The sequence below is a fragment of the Myxococcus faecalis genome (assembly GCF_050039385.1).
Taxonomy (GTDB): Bacteria; Myxococcota; Myxococcia; order Myxococcales; family Myxococcaceae; genus Myxococcus; species Myxococcus fulvus.
This window is the reverse complement of record NZ_CP144336.1, coordinates 1,940,113-1,957,826: the sequence shown is the minus strand read 5'-3', so window position 1 is coordinate 1,957,826 and position 17,714 is coordinate 1,940,113. Positions and strand designations below refer to the sequence as shown.

At 70.8% G+C, this 17,714-nt stretch carries 18 protein-coding genes; 9 read left to right on the top strand and 9 right to left on the bottom strand.

The annotated features are described in order from the left end of the window. Positions 1-12 precede the first annotated feature (12 nt). The 3 genes from VZQ01_RS07520 to VZQ01_RS07510 form a co-directional block, all read right to left on the bottom strand. Positions 13-258 carry a hypothetical protein gene (locus VZQ01_RS07520; protein ID WP_046712148.1) on the bottom strand — a complete coding sequence of 82 codons (246 nt, stop codon included), beginning with the start codon at positions 256-258 and terminating at the stop codon, positions 13-15. Beyond that, positions 258-1,025, bottom strand: coding sequence for a RadC family protein (gene radC, locus VZQ01_RS07515; RefSeq protein ID WP_223750568.1), 768 nt, complete (start codon positions 1,023-1,025; stop codon positions 258-260). The genes VZQ01_RS07520 and radC overlap by 1 nt, the downstream gene beginning before the upstream one ends. 183 nt (positions 1,026-1,208) lie before the next feature. Then, on the bottom strand, positions 1,209-1,667 hold the full coding sequence (locus tag VZQ01_RS07510) for a cyclic nucleotide-binding domain-containing protein (protein WP_223750569.1): 459 nt from the start codon (positions 1,665-1,667) through the stop codon (positions 1,209-1,211). Positions 1,668-1,746: 79 nt separating this feature from the next. On the opposite strand from VZQ01_RS07510, the gene trxB reads away from it, so the two are divergent. The 4 genes from trxB (at position 1,747) to VZQ01_RS07490 (ending at position 5,251) form a co-directional block, all read left to right on the top strand. Continuing rightward, positions 1,747-2,712, top strand: coding sequence for a thioredoxin-disulfide reductase (trxB, locus tag VZQ01_RS07505; protein ID WP_141328451.1), 966 nt, complete (start codon positions 1,747-1,749; stop codon positions 2,710-2,712). Between the two features lie 124 nt (positions 2,713-2,836). Beyond that, on the top strand, positions 2,837-4,021 hold the full coding sequence (locus tag VZQ01_RS07500; protein WP_426747353.1) for a trans-sulfuration enzyme family protein: 1,185 nt from the start codon (positions 2,837-2,839) through the stop codon (positions 4,019-4,021). Next, on the top strand, positions 4,018-4,506 hold the full coding sequence (gene moaC / locus VZQ01_RS07495) for a cyclic pyranopterin monophosphate synthase MoaC (RefSeq protein ID WP_223784965.1): 489 nt from the start codon (positions 4,018-4,020) through the stop codon (positions 4,504-4,506). Before VZQ01_RS07500 ends, moaC begins: the two co-directional genes overlap by 4 nt. Positions 4,507-4,993: 487 nt before the next feature. Next, positions 4,994-5,251, top strand: coding sequence for a hypothetical protein (locus VZQ01_RS07490; RefSeq protein WP_223750572.1), 258 nt, complete (start codon positions 4,994-4,996; stop codon positions 5,249-5,251). A 3-nt stretch (positions 5,252-5,254) separates the two neighbouring features. Here VZQ01_RS07490 and VZQ01_RS07485 read toward each other — a convergent pair whose 3' ends face one another. The 4 genes from VZQ01_RS07485 to VZQ01_RS07470 are packed head-to-tail and all read right to left on the bottom strand — an operon-like array spanning position 5,255 to position 8,631. Beyond that, positions 5,255-5,815, bottom strand: coding sequence for an NUDIX hydrolase (locus VZQ01_RS07485; protein ID WP_223784964.1), 561 nt, complete (start codon positions 5,813-5,815; stop codon positions 5,255-5,257). A gap of 46 nt (positions 5,816-5,861) precedes the next feature. Then, on the bottom strand, positions 5,862-6,710 hold the full coding sequence (locus VZQ01_RS07480) for a SirB1 family protein (RefSeq protein WP_223750574.1): 849 nt from the start codon (positions 6,708-6,710) through the stop codon (positions 5,862-5,864). Positions 6,711-6,770: 60 nt separating this feature from the next. Further along, positions 6,771-7,046 (bottom strand): hypothetical protein, encoded by a 276-nt coding sequence (locus tag VZQ01_RS07475; RefSeq protein ID WP_046712155.1) that lies wholly within the window; start codon positions 7,044-7,046, stop codon positions 6,771-6,773. 7 nt (positions 7,047-7,053) lie between these two features. Further along, positions 7,054-8,631 carry a YiiX/YebB-like N1pC/P60 family cysteine hydrolase gene (locus VZQ01_RS07470; protein WP_223784963.1) on the bottom strand — a complete coding sequence of 526 codons (1,578 nt, stop codon included), beginning with the start codon at positions 8,629-8,631 and terminating at the stop codon, positions 7,054-7,056. 194 nt (positions 8,632-8,825) lie between these two features. On the opposite strand from VZQ01_RS07470, the gene VZQ01_RS07465 reads away from it, so the two are divergent. From VZQ01_RS07465 to VZQ01_RS07455, 3 genes are all read left to right on the top strand, one after another. Next, positions 8,826-9,143, top strand: a complete 318-nt coding sequence (locus tag VZQ01_RS07465; RefSeq protein WP_248544992.1) for a DUF2795 domain-containing protein — start codon at positions 8,826-8,828, stop codon at positions 9,141-9,143. Between the two features lie 65 nt (positions 9,144-9,208). Beyond that, entirely contained in the window at positions 9,209-10,108 is a 900-nt protein-coding gene (locus VZQ01_RS07460; protein ID WP_426747352.1) for a hypothetical protein, read from the top strand. Then, the gene (locus tag VZQ01_RS07455) at positions 10,105-10,548 is read left to right on the top strand and encodes a CoA-binding protein (RefSeq protein ID WP_141331334.1); all 444 of its coding nucleotides are present in this window, start codon (positions 10,105-10,107) and stop codon (positions 10,546-10,548) included. Before VZQ01_RS07460 ends, VZQ01_RS07455 begins: the two co-directional genes overlap by 4 nt. A gap of 63 nt (positions 10,549-10,611) precedes the next feature. On the opposite strand, the gene VZQ01_RS07450 is transcribed toward VZQ01_RS07455, so the two are convergent. After that, positions 10,612-11,211: a hypothetical protein gene (locus tag VZQ01_RS07450; RefSeq protein WP_426747351.1), complete on the bottom strand. Its 600-nt coding sequence runs from the start codon at positions 11,209-11,211 to the stop codon at positions 10,612-10,614. 246 nt (positions 11,212-11,457) lie between these two features. On the opposite strand from VZQ01_RS07450, the gene VZQ01_RS07445 reads away from it, so the two are divergent. After that, positions 11,458-14,670 (top strand): protein kinase domain-containing protein, encoded by a 3,213-nt coding sequence (locus VZQ01_RS07445; RefSeq protein ID WP_426747350.1) that lies wholly within the window; start codon positions 11,458-11,460, stop codon positions 14,668-14,670. Between the two features lie 166 nt (positions 14,671-14,836). Here the strand turns inward: VZQ01_RS07445 and VZQ01_RS07440 are convergent, their stop codons facing one another. Continuing rightward, on the bottom strand, positions 14,837-16,090 hold the full coding sequence (locus VZQ01_RS07440; protein ID WP_426747349.1) for an ADYC domain-containing protein: 1,254 nt from the start codon (positions 16,088-16,090) through the stop codon (positions 14,837-14,839). Positions 16,091-16,299: 209 nt separating this feature from the next. Here VZQ01_RS07440 and VZQ01_RS07435 point away from each other — a divergent pair, with 209 nt between their 5' ends. Further along, positions 16,300-17,676, top strand: a complete 1,377-nt coding sequence (locus tag VZQ01_RS07435) for an FHA and sigma-54 interaction domain-containing protein (RefSeq protein ID WP_426747347.1) — start codon at positions 16,300-16,302, stop codon at positions 17,674-17,676. Positions 17,677-17,714 lie beyond the last annotated feature (38 nt).

Here is a 17,714-nt window from a genome sequence, read left to right as displayed (position 1 = left end):
CCCCGCCACCCCTCACAGCTCCAGCCCCGGCGGCACGGGGACGGCCAGGCGGGCCCTCCTCCGCGCCACCTCCAACACCCTCAGCGCCGTGGCCTCCGGCTCCACGCGGCCGTCCACCACCACGTCCCCCTCGCGCGCGTCCGCCGGGAGCGCTGCCCGCTCCACCACGCAGGCCCGGCCGCCCTCCAGCCGCACCACCTGCGCCCGCGTGTCCTCGAGCAGCTCCACCTGCACCAGCCCCACCAGACATCCCGCCATCACCCACGTCCTCCCGCCGCGTTCCATTCCCGCTTCGCCTCCCACTCCCCGTCCGGGAGCAGGCCTCGCTCCAACATCGACACGAAGCCGCCGTCGCCCACCACCAGGTGGTCCAGCACCTTCACGTTGAGCAACCTCGCGCCGGCCACCAGGTGCCGCGTCAGCGCCACGTCCTGGACGCTGGGCTCCGGGTCTCCCGAAGGGTGGTTGTGCGCCAGGACGATGGCCGTCGCCCGCGACACGAGCGCCGCGGCGAACACCTCCCGCGGGTCCACCGGGCACGTGTTCATGGTGCCCTCCGCCACCCGCGCGTCGTGCACCAGCACGTTGCGCGTGTTGAAGCACAGCACGTGGAAGACCTCGCGCCTCAACCCCGTGAGGCCCGGTGTCAGGTACGTGTGGATCTCCCGGGGAGAGCGCAGCCGGGGCCTGCGCTCCGGCGTCCGCTGCGCGCGCCTTCCCAGCTCCAGCGCCGCGAGCACCTGCGCCGTCCGCCGTGGCCCCAGGCCCGGCACGTGGGCCAGCTCCACAGGCTCCGCCTGCAACAGCGCCTTGAGCCCCCCGCAGCGCTTCAACACCGCGAGGGCCGCCTCCATCGCGCCGCGCGAGCCCGAGGCCACGCCCCATGCCACGCACAGAAGCTCCGGGTCCGTGAGTGCCCGCGCTCCCAACCGGAAGAGCCGCTCCCGGGAGGACTCGGCGTCCACTCCCTTTCGCGCGCCCCTCGACTCCTCGACCACCTCGTCCGCCGCCCACGCCTCGCCCATCCGCCACCCCGTCCCGCCCACCTTCACCGGCGCGGCGATTGAGCAAGGCGTGTGCCCGCTGTCTCTACCTGGAGCGTGCGGTGCCTACCCATCCCGACCCGCGCGACAGCGGCCCGTCCGGCGGACTGTCACCGCCCCGCCATGGGCCTGCTGCCCGACGAGCGCCCGTGTCCAGGCTTTGTCTCAGAAGCGGGAGATGGCGAAGAACGATTTGATCTTGTCGTTCGTCTCGCGAAGTCGCTCGCTCAGCGTCCGGACGAACGTCCACAGCAGGACGTACGCCAGGTCCTTGTCGGTGAACATGAGCTGGTCCAGCTTGGAGCGCTCGATGACCCACACCGCGCAGCTGATGTGGGCGATGGCGTCGGCGGAGCGGGGCGAGTCCTCGATTACCGCCATCTCACCGAAGTACTGGCCGGGCTCCAGGATGGCGAGCGCCTCCTCGCCGATGCCGGGCACGGACTTGGAGATGCGGACCTTGCCCCGGGAGATGACGAACATCTCCTGGCCGGACTCCCCCTCGCGGAAGAGGAAGGCGCCCGCAGGGTAGTCCCTGGTCTGGCCGAGTTGAGCCACCTTGGCGAGCTGGCCCTGGGTCAAACCCTCGAACAGCGCAACCTTCTTGAGGAGCTCGGCATCCATGAGGCCAGCTTCGTATCACGCGCCCGAGGGCCTCTGGTACCTTCGCGGCCTCAACGAGACAAGAGGGAAGGAGCCACCCGTGGCGGAGGAGAAGATCAACAAGGTGACCATCATCGGCTCGGGGCCGGCGGGCTACACCGCGGCCATCTATGCCGCGCGTGCCAACCTGGAGCCCGTGGTGTTCGCCGGTGGGCCCACGCTGGAGCACCCCCAGCGCGTGCCGGGCGGGCAGCTCATGGTGACCACGGACGTGGAGAACTACCCGGGCTTCCCGGAGGCCATCACCGGCCCGGAGCTGATGGAGCGCTTCCAGAAGCAGGCGGAGCGCTTCGGGACCGTCATCCACATGGAGAACGTGGTGAAGGTGGACTTCAGCTCGCGCCCGTTCCTGCTGGAGAGCGAGAGCGGCCTGCGCGTGCGCTCGGAGACGGTCATCATCTCCACCGGCGCCACGGCCAAGTGGCTGGGCGTCAAGGGTGAGGACACGTACAAGAACCGCGGCGTGTCCGCGTGCGCCACGTGTGACGGCGCGTTCTTCAAGAACCAGGAGGTCCTCGTCGTCGGCGGAGGCGACACGGCGATGGAGGAGGCCACGTACCTGGCGAAGATCGTCAAGCACGTCACCCTCATCCACCGGCGCGACTCGCTGCGCGCGTCCAAGGTGATGCAGGAGCGCGCGCTCAACAACCCGAAGATCTCCTTCCTGTGGAACTCCGCGGTGGAGGAGGTCCAGGGCGACGCGAAGGGGATGTCCGGCGCCGTGGTGCGCAACCTCAAGACGGGCGACAGCCAGCTGCTCAAGGCGACGGGCCTGTTCGTCGCCATCGGCCACACGCCGAACACGGAGCTGTTCCAGGGCATCCTGGAGACGCACCAGGGCGGCTACCTCAAGACGGTGCCGGGCAGCACCCGCACGAACATCCCCGGCGTCTTCGCTTGTGGTGACGTGCAGGACAGCTACTACCGGCAGGCCATCACGGCGGCGGGCACCGGCTGCATGGCGGCCATCGACGCCGAGCGCTGGCTCATCGAGCACGGCGAGTAGCTAGCCCGCGCAGCGCCGCGTGACGCATGCTCCAGGCCGGTCCGCTCCGAACACGAGCGGGCCGGCCTTTTTCGCGTCGAGCCGGGACACATGCGCCCGGGAACGGACCCGAGGACCCTCTCTCATGAGCACGAAGCAGAAGACGCTGGCGGTGCACGCCGGGACGCGGCTGACGGGGAGCAATGCGGTGCCCGTCTCGCCGCCCATCTGCGTGGCGGCGGTGAGCTGGTTCGACAGCAGTGACGACCTGGACGGCGCGCTGGACGGCAAGGACTACGCCTACGCCCGCATCAGCGCGCCCAACACCACGCTGCTGGAGGAGGCGGTGGCGGCGCTGGAGGGCGCCGAGGCCTGTGTGGCCTACGCCAGCGGCATGGCCGCGCTGCGCTCGCTGTTCGAGGCGCAGGGCTTGCGTCCCGGGGACAGGTTGGTGATGCCGGCCGACGGCTACGGCGTCACGCGTGCGCTCTACAAGAAGCTGTGCGCGGCGCTGGGCGTGGAGCTGCACGCGCTGAAGCTGACGGACGCGGACGCTCCGGCGCGCATCCGGGAGCTCCGTCCCCGGCTGGTGCTGGCGGAGAGCATCACCAATCCGCTCCTGCGCGTGGCGGACCTGCGCGTCCTCGCCAAGGCGAGCCACGACGTGGGCGCGGCGTTCGCGGTGGACGCGACGTTCCCTTCACCCATGGGGCAGCGCGCGCTGGAGCTGGGCGCGGACTACGCGGTGCAGTCCACCAGCAAGTGGCTCAACGGGCACAGCGACGCGCTGGGCGGCACGGTGAGCGGCTCGCGTGAGCGCATCGACGTGCTGCGCGCCGCGCGCATCCTCGCGGGCGATGTGCTCGGGCCGTTCGAGGCGTGGCTGACGCTGCGCGGGCTGCGCACGTTGCCGGTGCGGATGAAGGCGCATGCGGAGCACGCGGCCCATGTGGCGAGGCGACTGTCGGAGTCGCCGCTGCTCGAGCGCGTCATCTACCCGGGGCTGCCCACGCACCCGGACCACGCGGTGGCGCGCGAGCTGTTGAAGGATGGCGGGCCCATGGTGTCGTTCGAGATTCGGGGCGCGGGGCGACCGGAGGCCATGCGCTTCCTGGAGGCGCTGAAGGTGGGGCGGCCCGGGCCCTCGCTGGGGGATGTCTGCACGCTGGTGATGCACGCGGCCAGCGCGAGCGCGCGGCGCTTCACGCCCGAGGAGCGCGAGGCGGCGGGCATCCGCGAGAGCCTCATCCGGGTCTCCGTGGGACTGGAGGACCCGGACGACGTGGTGGACGACCTGCTCCAGGCCGTGGCCCGTGGGGTGGCGCGATGAAGATGGTGGACGTCGGCGCGAAGCCGAAGACGGAGCGGGTGGCGGTGGCGACGGGGCTTCTGCGCATGCAGGCCGAGACGCGCGAGCGCATCCTCGCGGGGGAGATGGAGAAGGGGGACGTGCTCGCGGCGGCGAGGCTCGCGGGCATCATGGCCGCCAAGCGCACCCCGGACTTCATCCCGCTGTGCCATCCCATCGCGCTGTCCGGTGTCGAGGTGACGCTCCAGCCCGTGGTCGAGGGGCTCACCGTCCGCGTGACGGTGCGCACCGTGGACCGCACGGGCGTGGAGATGGAGGCGCTCACGGCCGCGTGCGCGGCGGCGCTCACCGTCTATGACATGTGCAAGAGCTCGGACCGCGGCATGGTGCTGGACGCGGTGCAATTGGAGCACAAGTCCGGCGGCCGCTCGGGGACATGGGAGCGCGAGCCGGTGAAGAAGACCACCGCGTCTTCGCGTACCGCCCGAAAGCGCTCCGGGCGGTAGGCGCTCGTCGCTGCTTCCCAGCGGCGGGCTCGAGCCGATGAAGAAGATCGGCTCGCCCTCCGCTGGTCGGACGGTCGGCTCTCTCGAAAAGAGGGGGCGCGAGCATGCGAAGCGTTCCCACCGCATCGGGGCCCGTTTCGCGGCGCCCGCGAAGACGCGTCAGCCCGTCGGCCCTCGCGGCGCAAGGGGCCCAAGGGAGCGCATGTCCCTGACGCCCCCCTCTCGCGGCAGGTCCACTTCGGAGACCGCACCCGAGCCGTTCACCGGTATCGCCGCGAGCTCGCGCATGCATGGTCAGACCGCGTCATTCGCCCACGCTCCCGTGCGGGCAAGCCACTGTCCGCTGCGGGACGTCGCGACTGTGTCCCCCCACACGTCACACCCTGAACCCGTGCCCTTCGGGGCTCCCCCTTGTCGGAGGGGACTCCCATGTTGAGTGGGCCATGTACGCCCGAGGGTGTCCTCGGCCAGGGAGGAGGTTGGAAGGGTGCTGAACGACAGGACGACCCGCTCCGCCCTGGCCCTGCTCGCGGCCGTGTTCGGCGTCGGCTGCAGTGCGGGCGAGGGCTCCTCGGAGATGCCTCGGACACTGGTGGCCGAGGAGTCCCACGCGCGCTGCGGCGCGAGCGCGGACCGGCGCTCCCTCTCCAAGGACCCGACGGACTGCCGCCACATGCTCTTCGTCTGCGCCCCCGGGGAGACGCCCTTCTTCGACGCCTGCGGCTGCGGCTGCGAGCGTCGATGAGCCCTACGGCGTCTTCGCCTCCGCGCGGAGCCGCTCCAGGAAGAACGCGCCCACCACCAACGAGTGGGTGATGCGTCCCTCCAGGATGAGCCTGGGTGCATCCGCGCGCGGGTGCAGCTCCACCGCGATGTCCTCGCCCTCGTCCTGCTGCCCCGCATGCACCTTCACGCAATCCAGCGCCAGGAAGCTGAAGCACCGGTTGTCCTGCAGCGCGGGATTCGGGTGTACCCAGCCGAGCGGAATCACACGGCCCGCCACGTACCCGGTCTCCTCCTCCAGCTCGCGCGCGGCGGCGACGGCGGGGTCCTCGCCCTCGTCCACCATGCCGCCGGGCACCTCCAGCGTGTCCGCGCCCGTGCCGAAGCGGAACTGCCGCACCAGCACCAGCTCGTCGGCCGGCGTCACCGCGATGACGTTCACCCAGTCCGCGCAGTCCACCCGCACCCGGGGGTGCTCCAGGTGCGTGCGAGGGTCCGCCCACTGGTCCTCGCGCACCGTCAGCACCTGGTAGTCATGCTCCATTCCCTGGCGCAGTCGCAGCCAGGGCTTCACCGTCCGGGACATGGGCACTCGCTTGCGGGGCCCGCGACAGCGTCGGGCCCCTTCGGAATCAGTTGAGCAGGGCCGCGCGCTCGCGCAGCTCCTGCGCCGTCAGCTCCAGCCGCTCACGGTCCGGCGCCTCGGGGGACAGCTCCAGGCAGCGCTCCACGTCGCGCAGCGCCGCCCGGTACGCGCCCAGGTTCGCCAGCAGCGCCGCGCGCGTGCGCAGCTCCCCCGGATGGTCCGGCGCCAGGAGCAACAACAGGTCCACCACCGCCAGCCCGCGCTCGCGGTCCTCGCGGCCCAGGTACACCCGCCGCAGGTTCGACAGCATCCGGTACGCAATCAGCTCCACCGGCGCGGGCGCCAGCATGGAGCGGTCGAACTTGAGCTGCGGGGCCACGCGCTTGAGCAGCTCCTCACAGCCGTGCTCCGTGAGGATGTCCCCCTGGTGGAACGGGTCCATCACCAGCTTGTGGTCCCCCGCGTCGTGCGCCACCAGGAAGTGGCCGGGGAAGGGCACCCCGTACAGCGGGATTCCCGCCCGCCGCGCCACCTCCAGGTACACCACCGACAGCGTTATCGGCAGGCCCAGCTTCCGCTCCAGCACCTGGTCCAGGAAGCTGTTCTCCGGCGAGTGGTAGTTGTCCTCGTTGCCCCGGAAGCCCTCGATGTCCGACAGCACGTGACGCAGCGCCCGCAGCGGGGCCAGCGCCTCGCCCTTGTCGTGGAGCCGCTCCGCCTCCACCTGCACCCGGCAGGCGAGCACGTCCAGCATGTGCAGACACGCCGGCGCGTCCAGCTCCGGCCTGTCCAGTGTGGCAATCGCCAGCGCCGCCAGGTCCAGGCGGGGAGGCTCCGCGGCCAGCGCCGACACCAACCGTTCCCGGGCCAGCGGCGGGCTGAATCCTGTGGTCATGCTCACGGCGGCAACCACTAACCCACGACGAGCCCGACAGCAAAGGCAGGCGGCCGAGCGTCAGAAGGTGGGCGGCGCATAGGGCAGCCTCCCCTTGATTTCGGCGCGCAGCCCCATCTGGGCCGAAATCAACCCCGCCAGGATTCCGTCCTCGAACTCGAAAGTCGGGTGTTCCTTGAGTTGGGGAAAGTCGTGGGGATTGCGGAGCTCCTCGGGGGTGATGTTGGGGACGGCCTCGCGGGCCAGCCGCAACACCTTCGCCTGCTGTTGGGAAATCATCCGCTCGAAGAGCTGGGCGGACAGCTCCAGCATGTCCTGGGCCACGTCTTCCTTCATTGCGTGTCTACTCCTGGGCGATGTCCCATTTGGCGCGGCGGTAGCTGTAACGGAAAGCCGCCGCGTCCGCCTCTTTCGCGAGCCCCTCGCCCTCCCGGCCGTCCAGGAAGGCGACGAAGTCCAGCTGGCGGTCCTCCCGGCCGAACTCGGCGTCGAAGAGGCGGACCAGCTCGTTGGCGGGCAGGGTGCGCCGGCCGACGACGTCGACCAGGGGGATGGAGAGCCCCCGCAGCTCCTTCGAGGGCGCGTAGGACTTCCACACCAGCTCCGTGCACACCAGCGTCTGGTCGGAGAAGAAGTCGAAGTCGAAGTCGTAGGGGCGGCCCTGGTAGCCGAAGGCCCGGAGGATTGCGCGCGCCTTGTCCACGCGCGTCAGCCGGGGGCGCATGACTCCCAGGTAGTCCACGCGCATGCCGTGCTCGGGGCCGGTGAAGCTGACGCCCTCGCTGATGGACTCGATGATGCGCAGGGCATCCCCATGCGTGTCGGTCTGGTTGTACGCGGCCCACTTCGTGGGGAAGGCCGTGGCCAGGTGGCCGGTGAAGCTCTGGGGCTTGCCCTCGAGCGTCGCGAGCCAGGCCTTCACGTCCTTGTCCTCGTCGAAGTAGGCGGCCAGCTCCTGCTGGGTGCCCACGTACAGCTCCGCGTGCGGCCAGAAGCCCGGCAGGCCGATGTTGGAGAGGTACCAGTTCTGACGGGCCACCAGGATGTCACCGGGCTCCATGCGCTCGAGCAACGCCTGCACCTGCGCGCGGGAGATGAGCGGCTGGCCGGAGCGGTGCACGCGCGTGTCGCCCATCCACTCGGCCACCGCGCGCTGCACGGGGAAGAAGGCGCGCTGGGCGCTGTCCTGGGTGAGGTCCGTGGCGGCCTTGGCGAAGAGCACGGGGCCGCGCTTGATGAGCAGCCCCTTGGCCACCTCGCTGTTGAGCTTCATCTCCTGCATCACCCACGGGACGCGCGGCGCATCCAGCGCGCCGGCCTTCACCAGCAGGGGCCGCAGCTGCTGCTTGTAGCCGTCCCCGGTGAGCAGCTGGGTGGTGGTGCCCACGTGGATGACCTTCTCCTTGAAGCGGGCGAAGGCGCGCGCGGGCAGGCCGTACTCGGGGGCGGGCTCGTCCAGGAGCACCTCCAACTGCTTGCGGCCTCCGGTGAGCTCCGCGAACGTCAGGCCGTGGGCCAGCTCCGTGGTGAGCGCGCCGTGGGTGAGCAGGAAGCCCCAGGCGTGCTTCTTCGGCTGGGTGAGCAAGGGCTCCTTCACGAAGTCCCAGTAGCGCTGACGGATGACCTCGGTGGAGACGAAGTAGTCGAAGAAGGCGGCCCACGTGGTGAGCAGGCGCTGCTTCTGGTCCGGCGTATACGGCTCGCTCTGCTTCTGCAGATACAGCGCGCGCGACGTCTTCACCTCCTCCGACAGCCGCCTGAGGCCCTGGGCGTAGCGCTCCAGCTGGCGCAGGTCCTCCTGGGCCTGGGCCACGAAGGCGTCGTCCTCGAGCGCATAGACGCTCTGGGGAGGGGCAGCGGGCGCCTGGGGAGGCGGACTGGCGACGGTGAGCCAGGCGAGCAGCAGGGAGGCGGCGGGCATGGGGTGGGGCTCCGGCGGAGACAGGTCGGCGGCGGGACTCTACCTCGGGAGCTGCCGGGGCGGCTGGCCCCCTGGCTGCCCAGGGGAGGGGAGGGGGACGGCCGGGTGGTCCGGCGTGGGTTTCGTCCCCAGGTTCCTGGGACTCAAGTGACTCACGTCCGGACCGGGCTGGCCGGGCAGAAAGGCAGCGGCAGATGGCATTCGGAACCGCGGAAGACCCCGGGCTCTCCATCACCCCCCACCTGGACTCGGTGGACTACCCCACGACGAGGGATGACCTGGTCGAGGCCGCCGAGGACAGCGAGGCCCCCGTCAACGTCATCAACGTCCTCAAGTGCCTGCCTCGCACGGAGTACGCGTCGCGCGAGGACGTGATGCGGGACCTGGCGGAGGCCGCGCGGCGGTTCGCCCGGGGCGGGCTGCAGGATGACGACGGCGCGAACAGGGACCGGCGCAACATCGGCCGGGACCTGGTGGAGAACGCGCCCGACGGCGGCTCGCGTCACCCCTGAGGGGCGACATCCCTGGGAAGAAGCGCTCGCGGGCGCTGGCCGTTTCTGCCAGCGTTCGCGGGCGCATGCGTCCAGGTCTCCTGCTGAGCTGTCTCGTGCTGTTGCTCTCGTCCGGTTGTCGGAAGCCGCCGCCCTTGAGGGTGCCCGTCCCCTCGGTGACGCCTCGGGTGCGCCTGGGTTTCCAGCCGCCCGTGGGGCGCGTGCTCACCGAATCCCAGCAGGCCAGCCGCGCGGTGGAGCAGGACGGACAGGTGCTGCGTGAGGAGGCGGAGCTGACCACCGAGTCCCGCTTCGCCACCTCCGAGGGCGGCTGGCTGCTGACCCAGTCCGTGACGCGGGCGCAGCGCACGCGCGCGGGCGTGGCGGTGGAGGGCTGGGTGGATGACGTGCTGCTGCGCTTCGCGCTCCGGCTGCAGCTGGCGGCGGACGGCGCGTTCGTGAAGCTGGTGTCACCGGAGTCCGCGAGCGAGGCCTTGCGGCAGTCGGTGCCCGCGGGCGCGGACGCGAAGGCGCTGGAGCGCTTCCTGGCGCCGGAGGCCCTGGAGGCGCGCACGCGGCGCGAGTGGGAGGCGAAGTTCGGCGGCCTGTTCCAGCGTCATCTGTCGGAGGGTCAACGCACGTGGGCGGTGGACACGCTGCCCCTGGGCGACACGCAGGTGGCGTATGTGCTGGAGCGCACGCTGCAGGGGACGCGGGACACGGAGTACGGCGACGCGGTGGTGCTGAGCCTCAAGTGCCTGGACTCGGTGCCGGAGGACGCGCCGCAGGAGCTGACGGACGCGTGGGTGGCGGCGGGGCGCCCGGAGCTGACGGCGGGCGTGACGTGCGAGGGCGAGCAGGTGGTGGCCTACGGGCGCTTCGTGCCGGTGAGCCGGGAGCTCACGGTGAAGGCCCGGGTGGGCCCGGCGGCGTGGACGGTGACGATGCAGTCGCGAGCGCAGGCCCTTCAGGAGGAGACGCCATGAGCTGGGAAGACAACCTCGTCGAGGACGAAGCGGGAGTGGAGCGCGTGGTGAAGGGCGCCAGGCGCGTGGCGGTGCTGGGCATCAAGACGGAGCAGCAGTCGGGGCAGCCGGCCTTCTACGTGCCGGACTACCTGGCACGTGCGGGCGTGGAGGTGGTGCCCGTGCCCGTCTACTACCCGGACGTGACGCACATCCTCGGCAAGCCCGTGTTCCGCAAGCTCGCGGACGTGCCGGGCGAGGTGGACCTGGTGGACGTGTTCCGCAGGCCCCAGGACATCGACGCGCACGTGGACGACATCATCGCCAAGAAGCCGAAGGCGGTGTGGTTCCAGTCCGGCATCCGCAACGACGCGGCGGCGCGCAAGCTCGCGGAGGCGGGCATCCAGGTGGTGCAGGACCGCTGCCTCATGGTGGACCACCGCCGCTACGGCGGACGCTGAGCCTGCGCTGCTTCGTCGGGCCTCTGGTGCTCGGGCCCGACGAAGCATGCCCGACGTCAGCGCTCAGGACGCGTCATAGGTCCACGTGAAGTACAGGTTGCGGCCGCGCCAGGCCGACAGGTCCTCCAGGCAGTACATGCCGGTGTGGATGCCGAACAGCTTGCCCTTGAGGAACTTGATGGCCCACAGGTTCGGCGAGTCGGTGTTGTTGACGACGATGTCCATCGTGTAGGGACCGCGGCCGGAGTTGTGCGTCTCGAGCACGCTGGGGTGGCGCGAGCCGTCCGGGCGGAAGACCTCGATGCCCTTCCACCAGGTGATGTTCGCGGCCGCCGTGAGGGTGATGCGCACGACGTTGGACGGGGCCACCCCCGCGCCGCTGTAGGAGAAGAACACGCGGTCTTCCGAGCTCTGGATGAGGTTGCCCGCCCAGCCGTTGTTGACCGTCCCGTTGGAGTTGATGACGCCGTAGGGCCAGTAGACCTGTGGGTCCCTGCAGCCGGGGTTGATGGCCTGGGTCGCGGTGTCGAGCTCCTCGGCCGCGGGCGCGCTGACGGGCTCCTGCGTGGTGGGGGCCTGCGTGGAGTCCACCTCCACCTCGGGGCCGCAGCCGACGAGGCCGAACATGAGGGAGAGGAAAGCGACGGTGACGTGAGTCTTCACGGGGTGCCTTTCGGATATCGGTGGGACGCACCGCTCGCGGTGCGGTGACACGTGGGTTGCCCGGCGTGTCGCGTGGGGGCCTTGTGCACCGCTCGTGCCCGCGTGCTTGCACGGGCTTCTCCGAGGAGGTCGCTCGGCGATGGGCCTCGAGTCGCCGTGCGGTGACACGCTGGGTTGGCACGGGTGGCACGTGGGCTCCGTGCCAGGGGCTCACCGTGGAGAAGCGGGCGCGCTAGAGTCGCGGGCATGTCGGACGCGGATGACCGCCGGGAGGGGGCCGGCGTGCCCAGGGGGCTCTCCACCCAGGAAGACAGCGTCGCTCCGGGGGCGCCCTGGGAGGACGTGGGGCCGCCCGAGGCCTGGGAGCGCTTCACGGACCTGACGCTGCTCGGGCAGGGTGGAATGGGCGTGGTCTACCGCGCGAGGGATACGCGCCTGGGCCGCGACGTGGCGCTCAAGTTCGTGAAGGGGACGTCTCCCGCGCGCGCGATGCGTTTGGTCCAGGAGGCCCGGGCGCAGGCGCGCATCGACCATCCCAACGTCTGCAAGGTGTACGAGGTGGGGCAGGTCGCGGGCCGCGACTTCATCGCGATGCAGTGGGTCTCCGGGCGCACTTTGGATGTGGCGGCCGTGGACATGTCGTTGGAGGACAAGGTCCAGGTGCTTCGGGACGTGGCCCTGGCCATCCACGAGGCGCATCGACTGGGCGTCATCCACCGCGACCTCAAGCCCTCCAACATCCTGGTGCAGCGGAGTGAAGAGGGGCGCTGGTTGCCGGTGGTGATGGACTTCGGCCTGGCGCAGGAGACGGGGCTGGAGCGTGGGCTCACGCAGTCCGGCGCGGTGCTGGGGACTCCGGCGTACATGGCGCCGGAGCAGGCTCGGGGAGATGTTCGGGCGTTGGATCGACGCTCGGATGTCTACGGCCTGGGCGCGACGCTCTACGAGGTGCTCTGTGGGGTCGCGCCGTTTCATGGCGTGTCCGCGGCGAGCGTGCTGCACCAGGTCCTCCACGAGGACGTCCGTGCGCCGCGAGCGCTGGTGCCGGACCTGCCCGTGGACCTGGAGACGGTGCTCCTCAAGTGCCTGAGCAAGGAGCCCGCGGCCCGCTATGGCTCGGCGCGCGCCCTGGCGGAGGACCTGGGGCGCTTCCTCGATGGCGAGCCCATCCTCGGACGACGGCCGGGGCCGTGGGCGAGGCTCGCGCGACGGTGGAGGACGCAGCGCGCGCTCGTCACCGTCAGCGCGGTGTCCCTCGTGTGCATCGGGGGGGTGTCCGTGCTCGGCGTGCACTCGTGGTGGGAGGCGCGGGCCGTCGAGCAACGCTCGGGAGCACGTGCCTTGCTCGCGCAGCAGCTCGGGCAGCAGGTGAAGGACCTCGAGTGGATTCTTCGCGCCGCGCACCTGGCGCCGCTGCACGACACGGGGCGGGAGGAGGCGCTGGTCCGCGAGCACATGCGCCGCATCGCCTCGCTGCCTCATGGGCTGGGGACCTCGGGTGAGGTGCTCGTGCTGCATGCGCTGGGGTTGGGACACCTGGCGATGAACGAACTGGAGGCCGCGCGCGAGTCGCTGGAGGCCGCGCGGGCCAAGGGGCTCGAGTCCCCCGAGCTGCATCATGCGCTGGGGCGGGTGCTCGGTGGGCTGTACCACCAGGAACTCGAGGTGGCTCGACGCAGTGGCGACGCGGCGTGGGTGGCGGAGCGTCAGCGCTCGCTGGAGGCGCGCTATCTGGCTCCTGCGTTGCAGTCGCTGGAGCGCAGTCGGGAGGTGGAGTCGGGGACGTATCTGGAGGGGCTCATCGCGTACTACCGGGGCTCGCTGGAGACGGCGGCGGACACGGTGGCGCGTGCGGTCGATGAGTCACCGTGGAGCCTGGAGGCGCGGCTGCTCGCGGGCGAGGTGACGCTGGCTCGGGCGATGCGTGAGCTGGAGCGTGGGGCCTACGACGCGGCGCGCACGGGGCTTCAAGAGGCCGCCCGTCGCTACGAGGCCGCCACGGACCTGGGACGCAGTGACGCCCGTGGATACGAGGCGCTGGCCGAGGTCTGGCTGCAGCAGTCGGAGCTGGACAAGCGACAGGGACGCTCGCGTCGGGCCTCATTGGAGCAGGCGCTGGTCGCGAGCGAGCGGGCCGTGAAGGCCGCGCCCGGACGCTCCTCGGTGCACACGAAGCGGGCCTGGGTGCTGATGAACTGGTACCGGTTGGTGAACTTCCAGGAGCGCGACACGGACCCGAAGGCCGTGCTGTCCGACTGGACCACCACCGCCGCGCGCGCCGTGGCGTTGGACCCCGCGAACGTCCAGGCCCACGACACGCTGGGCTACAGCCACTTCATGCGAGGGCTCCAGGATGCGCGCGAGGGCAAGGACCCGCGTCCCGCCTACGACGAGGCCGTCGCGTGGTTCGAGAAGGCATTGCGACTGCAACCCCGCTACCCGTGGGCGCTCAATGACCTGGCCCTCGTGCACCGGTGGCGGGGGACGTGGTTGCGAGAGCATGGCCAGGACCCGAGCGCCGCGTTCGCCGAGGCCGCGCGTCACCTGCGAGAGGCCGCGCGCGTGGACCCGAAGTACCTCTTCGCGCACGCCAACCTCGTGGAGGTGCACAACTCGCTGGCGCAGTATGAGTTCTCCCTCGGAAGGGACCCCTCGGCGGATGTCGAGCAGGCGCGCTCCGCGGGGGCACGGGCGCTCGCGCTGGATGCGCGGTATGCGCCGGTGCTCACGCAGCTGGGGCTCGCGGAGCTGACGCAGGCGCGCCATGTGTCGCGCACGGGCGGCGAGCCGGGGTCCTTGCTCGCGGCGGCGCTGGCGCATGTCGCGCGCTCGCTCGAACTCAACCCCACGGCGGGAAGGACGCACTTCCTGGGCGCGTCGGTGCACCTGCTCGCGGCGGAACACGCGGTGCGCTCGGGGGTGGACCCCACCGCTTCACTGGAGTCCGCGCGTCGAGCCCTCGCCGTGCCCTATCCGGGAGACACCTCGTGCGCGGACTGCCGTGTCCTGGGCGCGCGGTTGTCGCTGACTCGGGCCTCGTGGGAGCGCGTGCGCGGACACTCCGCGCGGCGATGGGTGGGCGAGGCGCTCGAGGAGGCTCGGCGGGCCGTGAAGCTCTATCCCTACGACGAGGCCCACCTGGAGCTTGCGCGCGCGAGCTGGTGGATGGCGTCGGAGTCGCGTACGTCATCGCTCATCACCGAGGGGCTGGCGCAGGCCGACCTCGCCCTCGGGCTCAATCCCCGGCTCGCGGCTGCTCATGCGGTTCGAGGTGCCCTCCTGCTCGCGCGCTCACAGGGCGTGACCTCGGCGGAGCGCGAACCGCTGAGAGCGCAGGCCCGCGCGTCGTTGGAACGGGCCCTGGCGCTCGATGCCTTCCTCCGCGAGGAGCATGCCCAATCGTTGAACGAGCTAGGCGTGCTTACCTCCGAGCGCGGACCTCATCACGCCGGGCGCTGAGCCGTTGTCGTTGTGCGAGCTGGACGTGCTCATGTCCGAGGTAGACCTCATCACGCCGGGCATCGCGCCGTAGTCCCACGTCCACGGAGTTGTCTCGAGACCCACGGGGCCAGCGCATCGGGCACGCGCAGGTGACGTGCCCGATGGTGTCGTACACGGGCCCGAGTCAGCGCGCGGGCGCGGTGGCAAGCTTGCCCCATTGCGTCCAGTGGACGGGCTCGCAGCGGGGCAGCAGGCCGACCCACCTGGGGTCGACGAGTTCGGGGCGACGGAAGTTCTCCGGGATGATGCACTCCGCGCCACGCGGGCTCCACAGGGCCTCCAGGCGGGGCAGGGTCTCCAGGTTGCTGCTCTGCTCCAGGCCGACCGCGAACTCATCGCGCCGGCGGATGAGCGTGTTGTTGGCGGTGTAGCTCTTGAGGTTGTTGAACCGGACGAAGTACGCGGCGCGCTTCGCCTGGAGACAGGAGGCGTAGAGGTACGCGCGGTTCGCGTCGGGTCGCCCGTGCTTGTCCCAGGGCGTGTAGCCCCAGTCGAGGCAGGTCGCGATGGCGCCCTTGTCACACGCGAGGGTGACGGACCTCGGTTGGTGGCTGACGCCCGCGGTGAGACTGTCGACGGCGAAGTCGGGCAGCACCGCCATCGAGGCGTCGGGTCGGGCCGGGACGTCCGTCACGCCCGAGCAGGGATTGACCCAGGACATGCTCGGCCTCCACTCACCCTCCTGGTACTCCATCACGTACTTGGGCACCGCGCCGCGCGGCATCGAGGCGTGGGTCAGGGGACGGAACCTCACCTGGTAGCGACGGGGCTCCTCGTACGGGTCCTTCACGCTCAACGTGAGGATGAGCCTGGGGAGCTCACCGCCCTCGATGGCGAAGGGCTCCGTGGAGCGGCCCACGTGGACTCCCTTGAAGCGGAGCTGTCCCGTCCCGCCTTGAATCTCGAGCACCTTCACCGGCTCGGAGGCGCTCATCGCTTCGTCGAGCAGTCGGGCATCGACGACGTCGGCCATGATGACCTGCGCGCCGACATTCGCGTCACGCAGGCGCAGCGCGATGCCGTCCGCCGTGTTCAGGAACGTCTCCGGGCAGTAGCGGTCCTTGGTGGAGATGGCCAGGCAGTGGCTGTGGCCCTCGAGGTTGTAGATGCCCAGGCCGTTGGGGCTCTCCGGGTCGCACTGGCCGGAGGGGCAGTCATCGGAGACGAGCCGTCCCTCGTACGGGGGCGTCTCGCAGTTCTCCCGCGCGCAGTCCTTGTGGGGCAGGGTGTCGTCCTTGCTCGGACCCCTCGACGGGCACGAGAGCCCCATGTACTTGCAGCAGCCACTGGCGCCGCTCGCCAGCAGGAGCAGGAGCGCGCAGTGAAGCCCCACGGCCCACAGTGGCCGCTTCGGTGACACGCCAGGACGGACTCGCACGAATGCCTTCACGGATGACTTCCCCCTCATGGATGGTGGCGAGGACAGACCCGGAGCGGCCTGTCCTCGACGACTTCATAGCCAGCTTCGTGCCACGGGTGCTCGTGAGCGGTAGCTCGGTGCCATCAGCAGCGCTGACACACTTGCGCTAGCGTGGTTGGCACGAGGGGCTGTGCCAACGCGGTGCGCCCCGGGAGAGGGACGAAGGCATGGCGCGGGACGTGTCGACGCTCGGACCGAGCGAGGGCTCCCTGGAGGCGGGGGACTTTGCGCGCGCGCGGACGCCGGGGTTGGTGGGGGTGTACGGCGCGGGAGTCGCCCTGGCGGTGGCGATACCGCTGCGAGGCGAGAGCCTGGAGGTCGGACGGGGCACGCCCTCGTTGGGTGAGACCGAGGACCCGAGGATGTCCCGCAGGCACGCGCGCATCCGCTTCGACGGTCAGCGCTTCTGGGTGACGGACCTGGGCAGTCAGAACGGCACCTTCGTGGACGGTGAGCGGCTGCCCGTCGGCGCGCCCCGGGAAGCGCGGCGGGTCATCCGCATGGGCACCTCGCTGTTCGTCCCCAGCGCGGATGTCGGTCCACTGGAGCGACTCGGTGTCGAGCGCATCGACGGCTTCCTGCGAGGCCCTTCCTTCCGCGCCGTGTTGGACGAGGTGTCGCGAACAGCGCGGCTCGGTACCTCCCTGCACCTCCACGGTGAGAGCGGCACGGGCAAGGAGGGCGTCGCGCGGGCCTTCCACACGTCGGGCCCCAGGAGCACGGGGTCCTTCATCGCGGTCAACTGCGCGGCCATCCCCCAGGCGCTCGCCGAGCGACTGTTGTTCGGCGCCAGGCGCGGCGCGTACTCGGGCGCGGAGGCGGACGCGCAGGGGTATCTGCAGAGCGCGGATGGCGGCACGCTGTTCCTCGACGAGGTGGTGGAGCTGGACCTCGCGGTCCAGGCGAAGCTGCTGCGCGTGCTCGAGACCGGGGAGGTGCTCGCGCTCGGCGCCGCGAGGCCCACCAAGGTCGACGTGCGGGTCTGCTCCGCGAGCCATCAGCCGCTGCGAGCGCTCGTCGCGAAGGGGCGCCTGCGCGAGGACCTGTACTTCCGCATCGGCAGACCGGAGGTGGTGCTCCCTCCGCTGCGTGAGCGCCCGGAGGAACTCACGTTGCTCCTCCAGGAGCAGGTCCACCGTGTCGAGCCCGACATGGGAACTCACGTCTCCTTGCTGGAGGCGTGTCTGCTCAGGCCCTGGCCGGGCAACGTGCGCGAGCTGCTCGTCGAAGTCCGTGGTGCCGTCCAGAAGGCGTTGGCGGAGGGCTCGCGACGCGTCTCCTCGGTGCACCTGGGCTCGGGCGCGGGGACGGCCTTCGGTGACGGCGAGGCGGGCCCCGCGGCGCGCGAACTCTCCGCGAAGGCGAAGACGCTGGAGGGCGAGGAGCGCGCCCGGGTCGAGGCCGCGCTGCGAGGGCACTCGGGCAACGTGAGCGCGGCGGCTCGGGAACTCGGGATGCACCGCACGACGTTGCGACGACTGCTGGAGCGCTGGGACCTTCCGTCGTCCGAGCGCGAAGAGGACGGTGAGCCCGGCGAGAAGTGACGTGCCCCCATCGTCGGAGGCGCGGCACCTCGATGGGC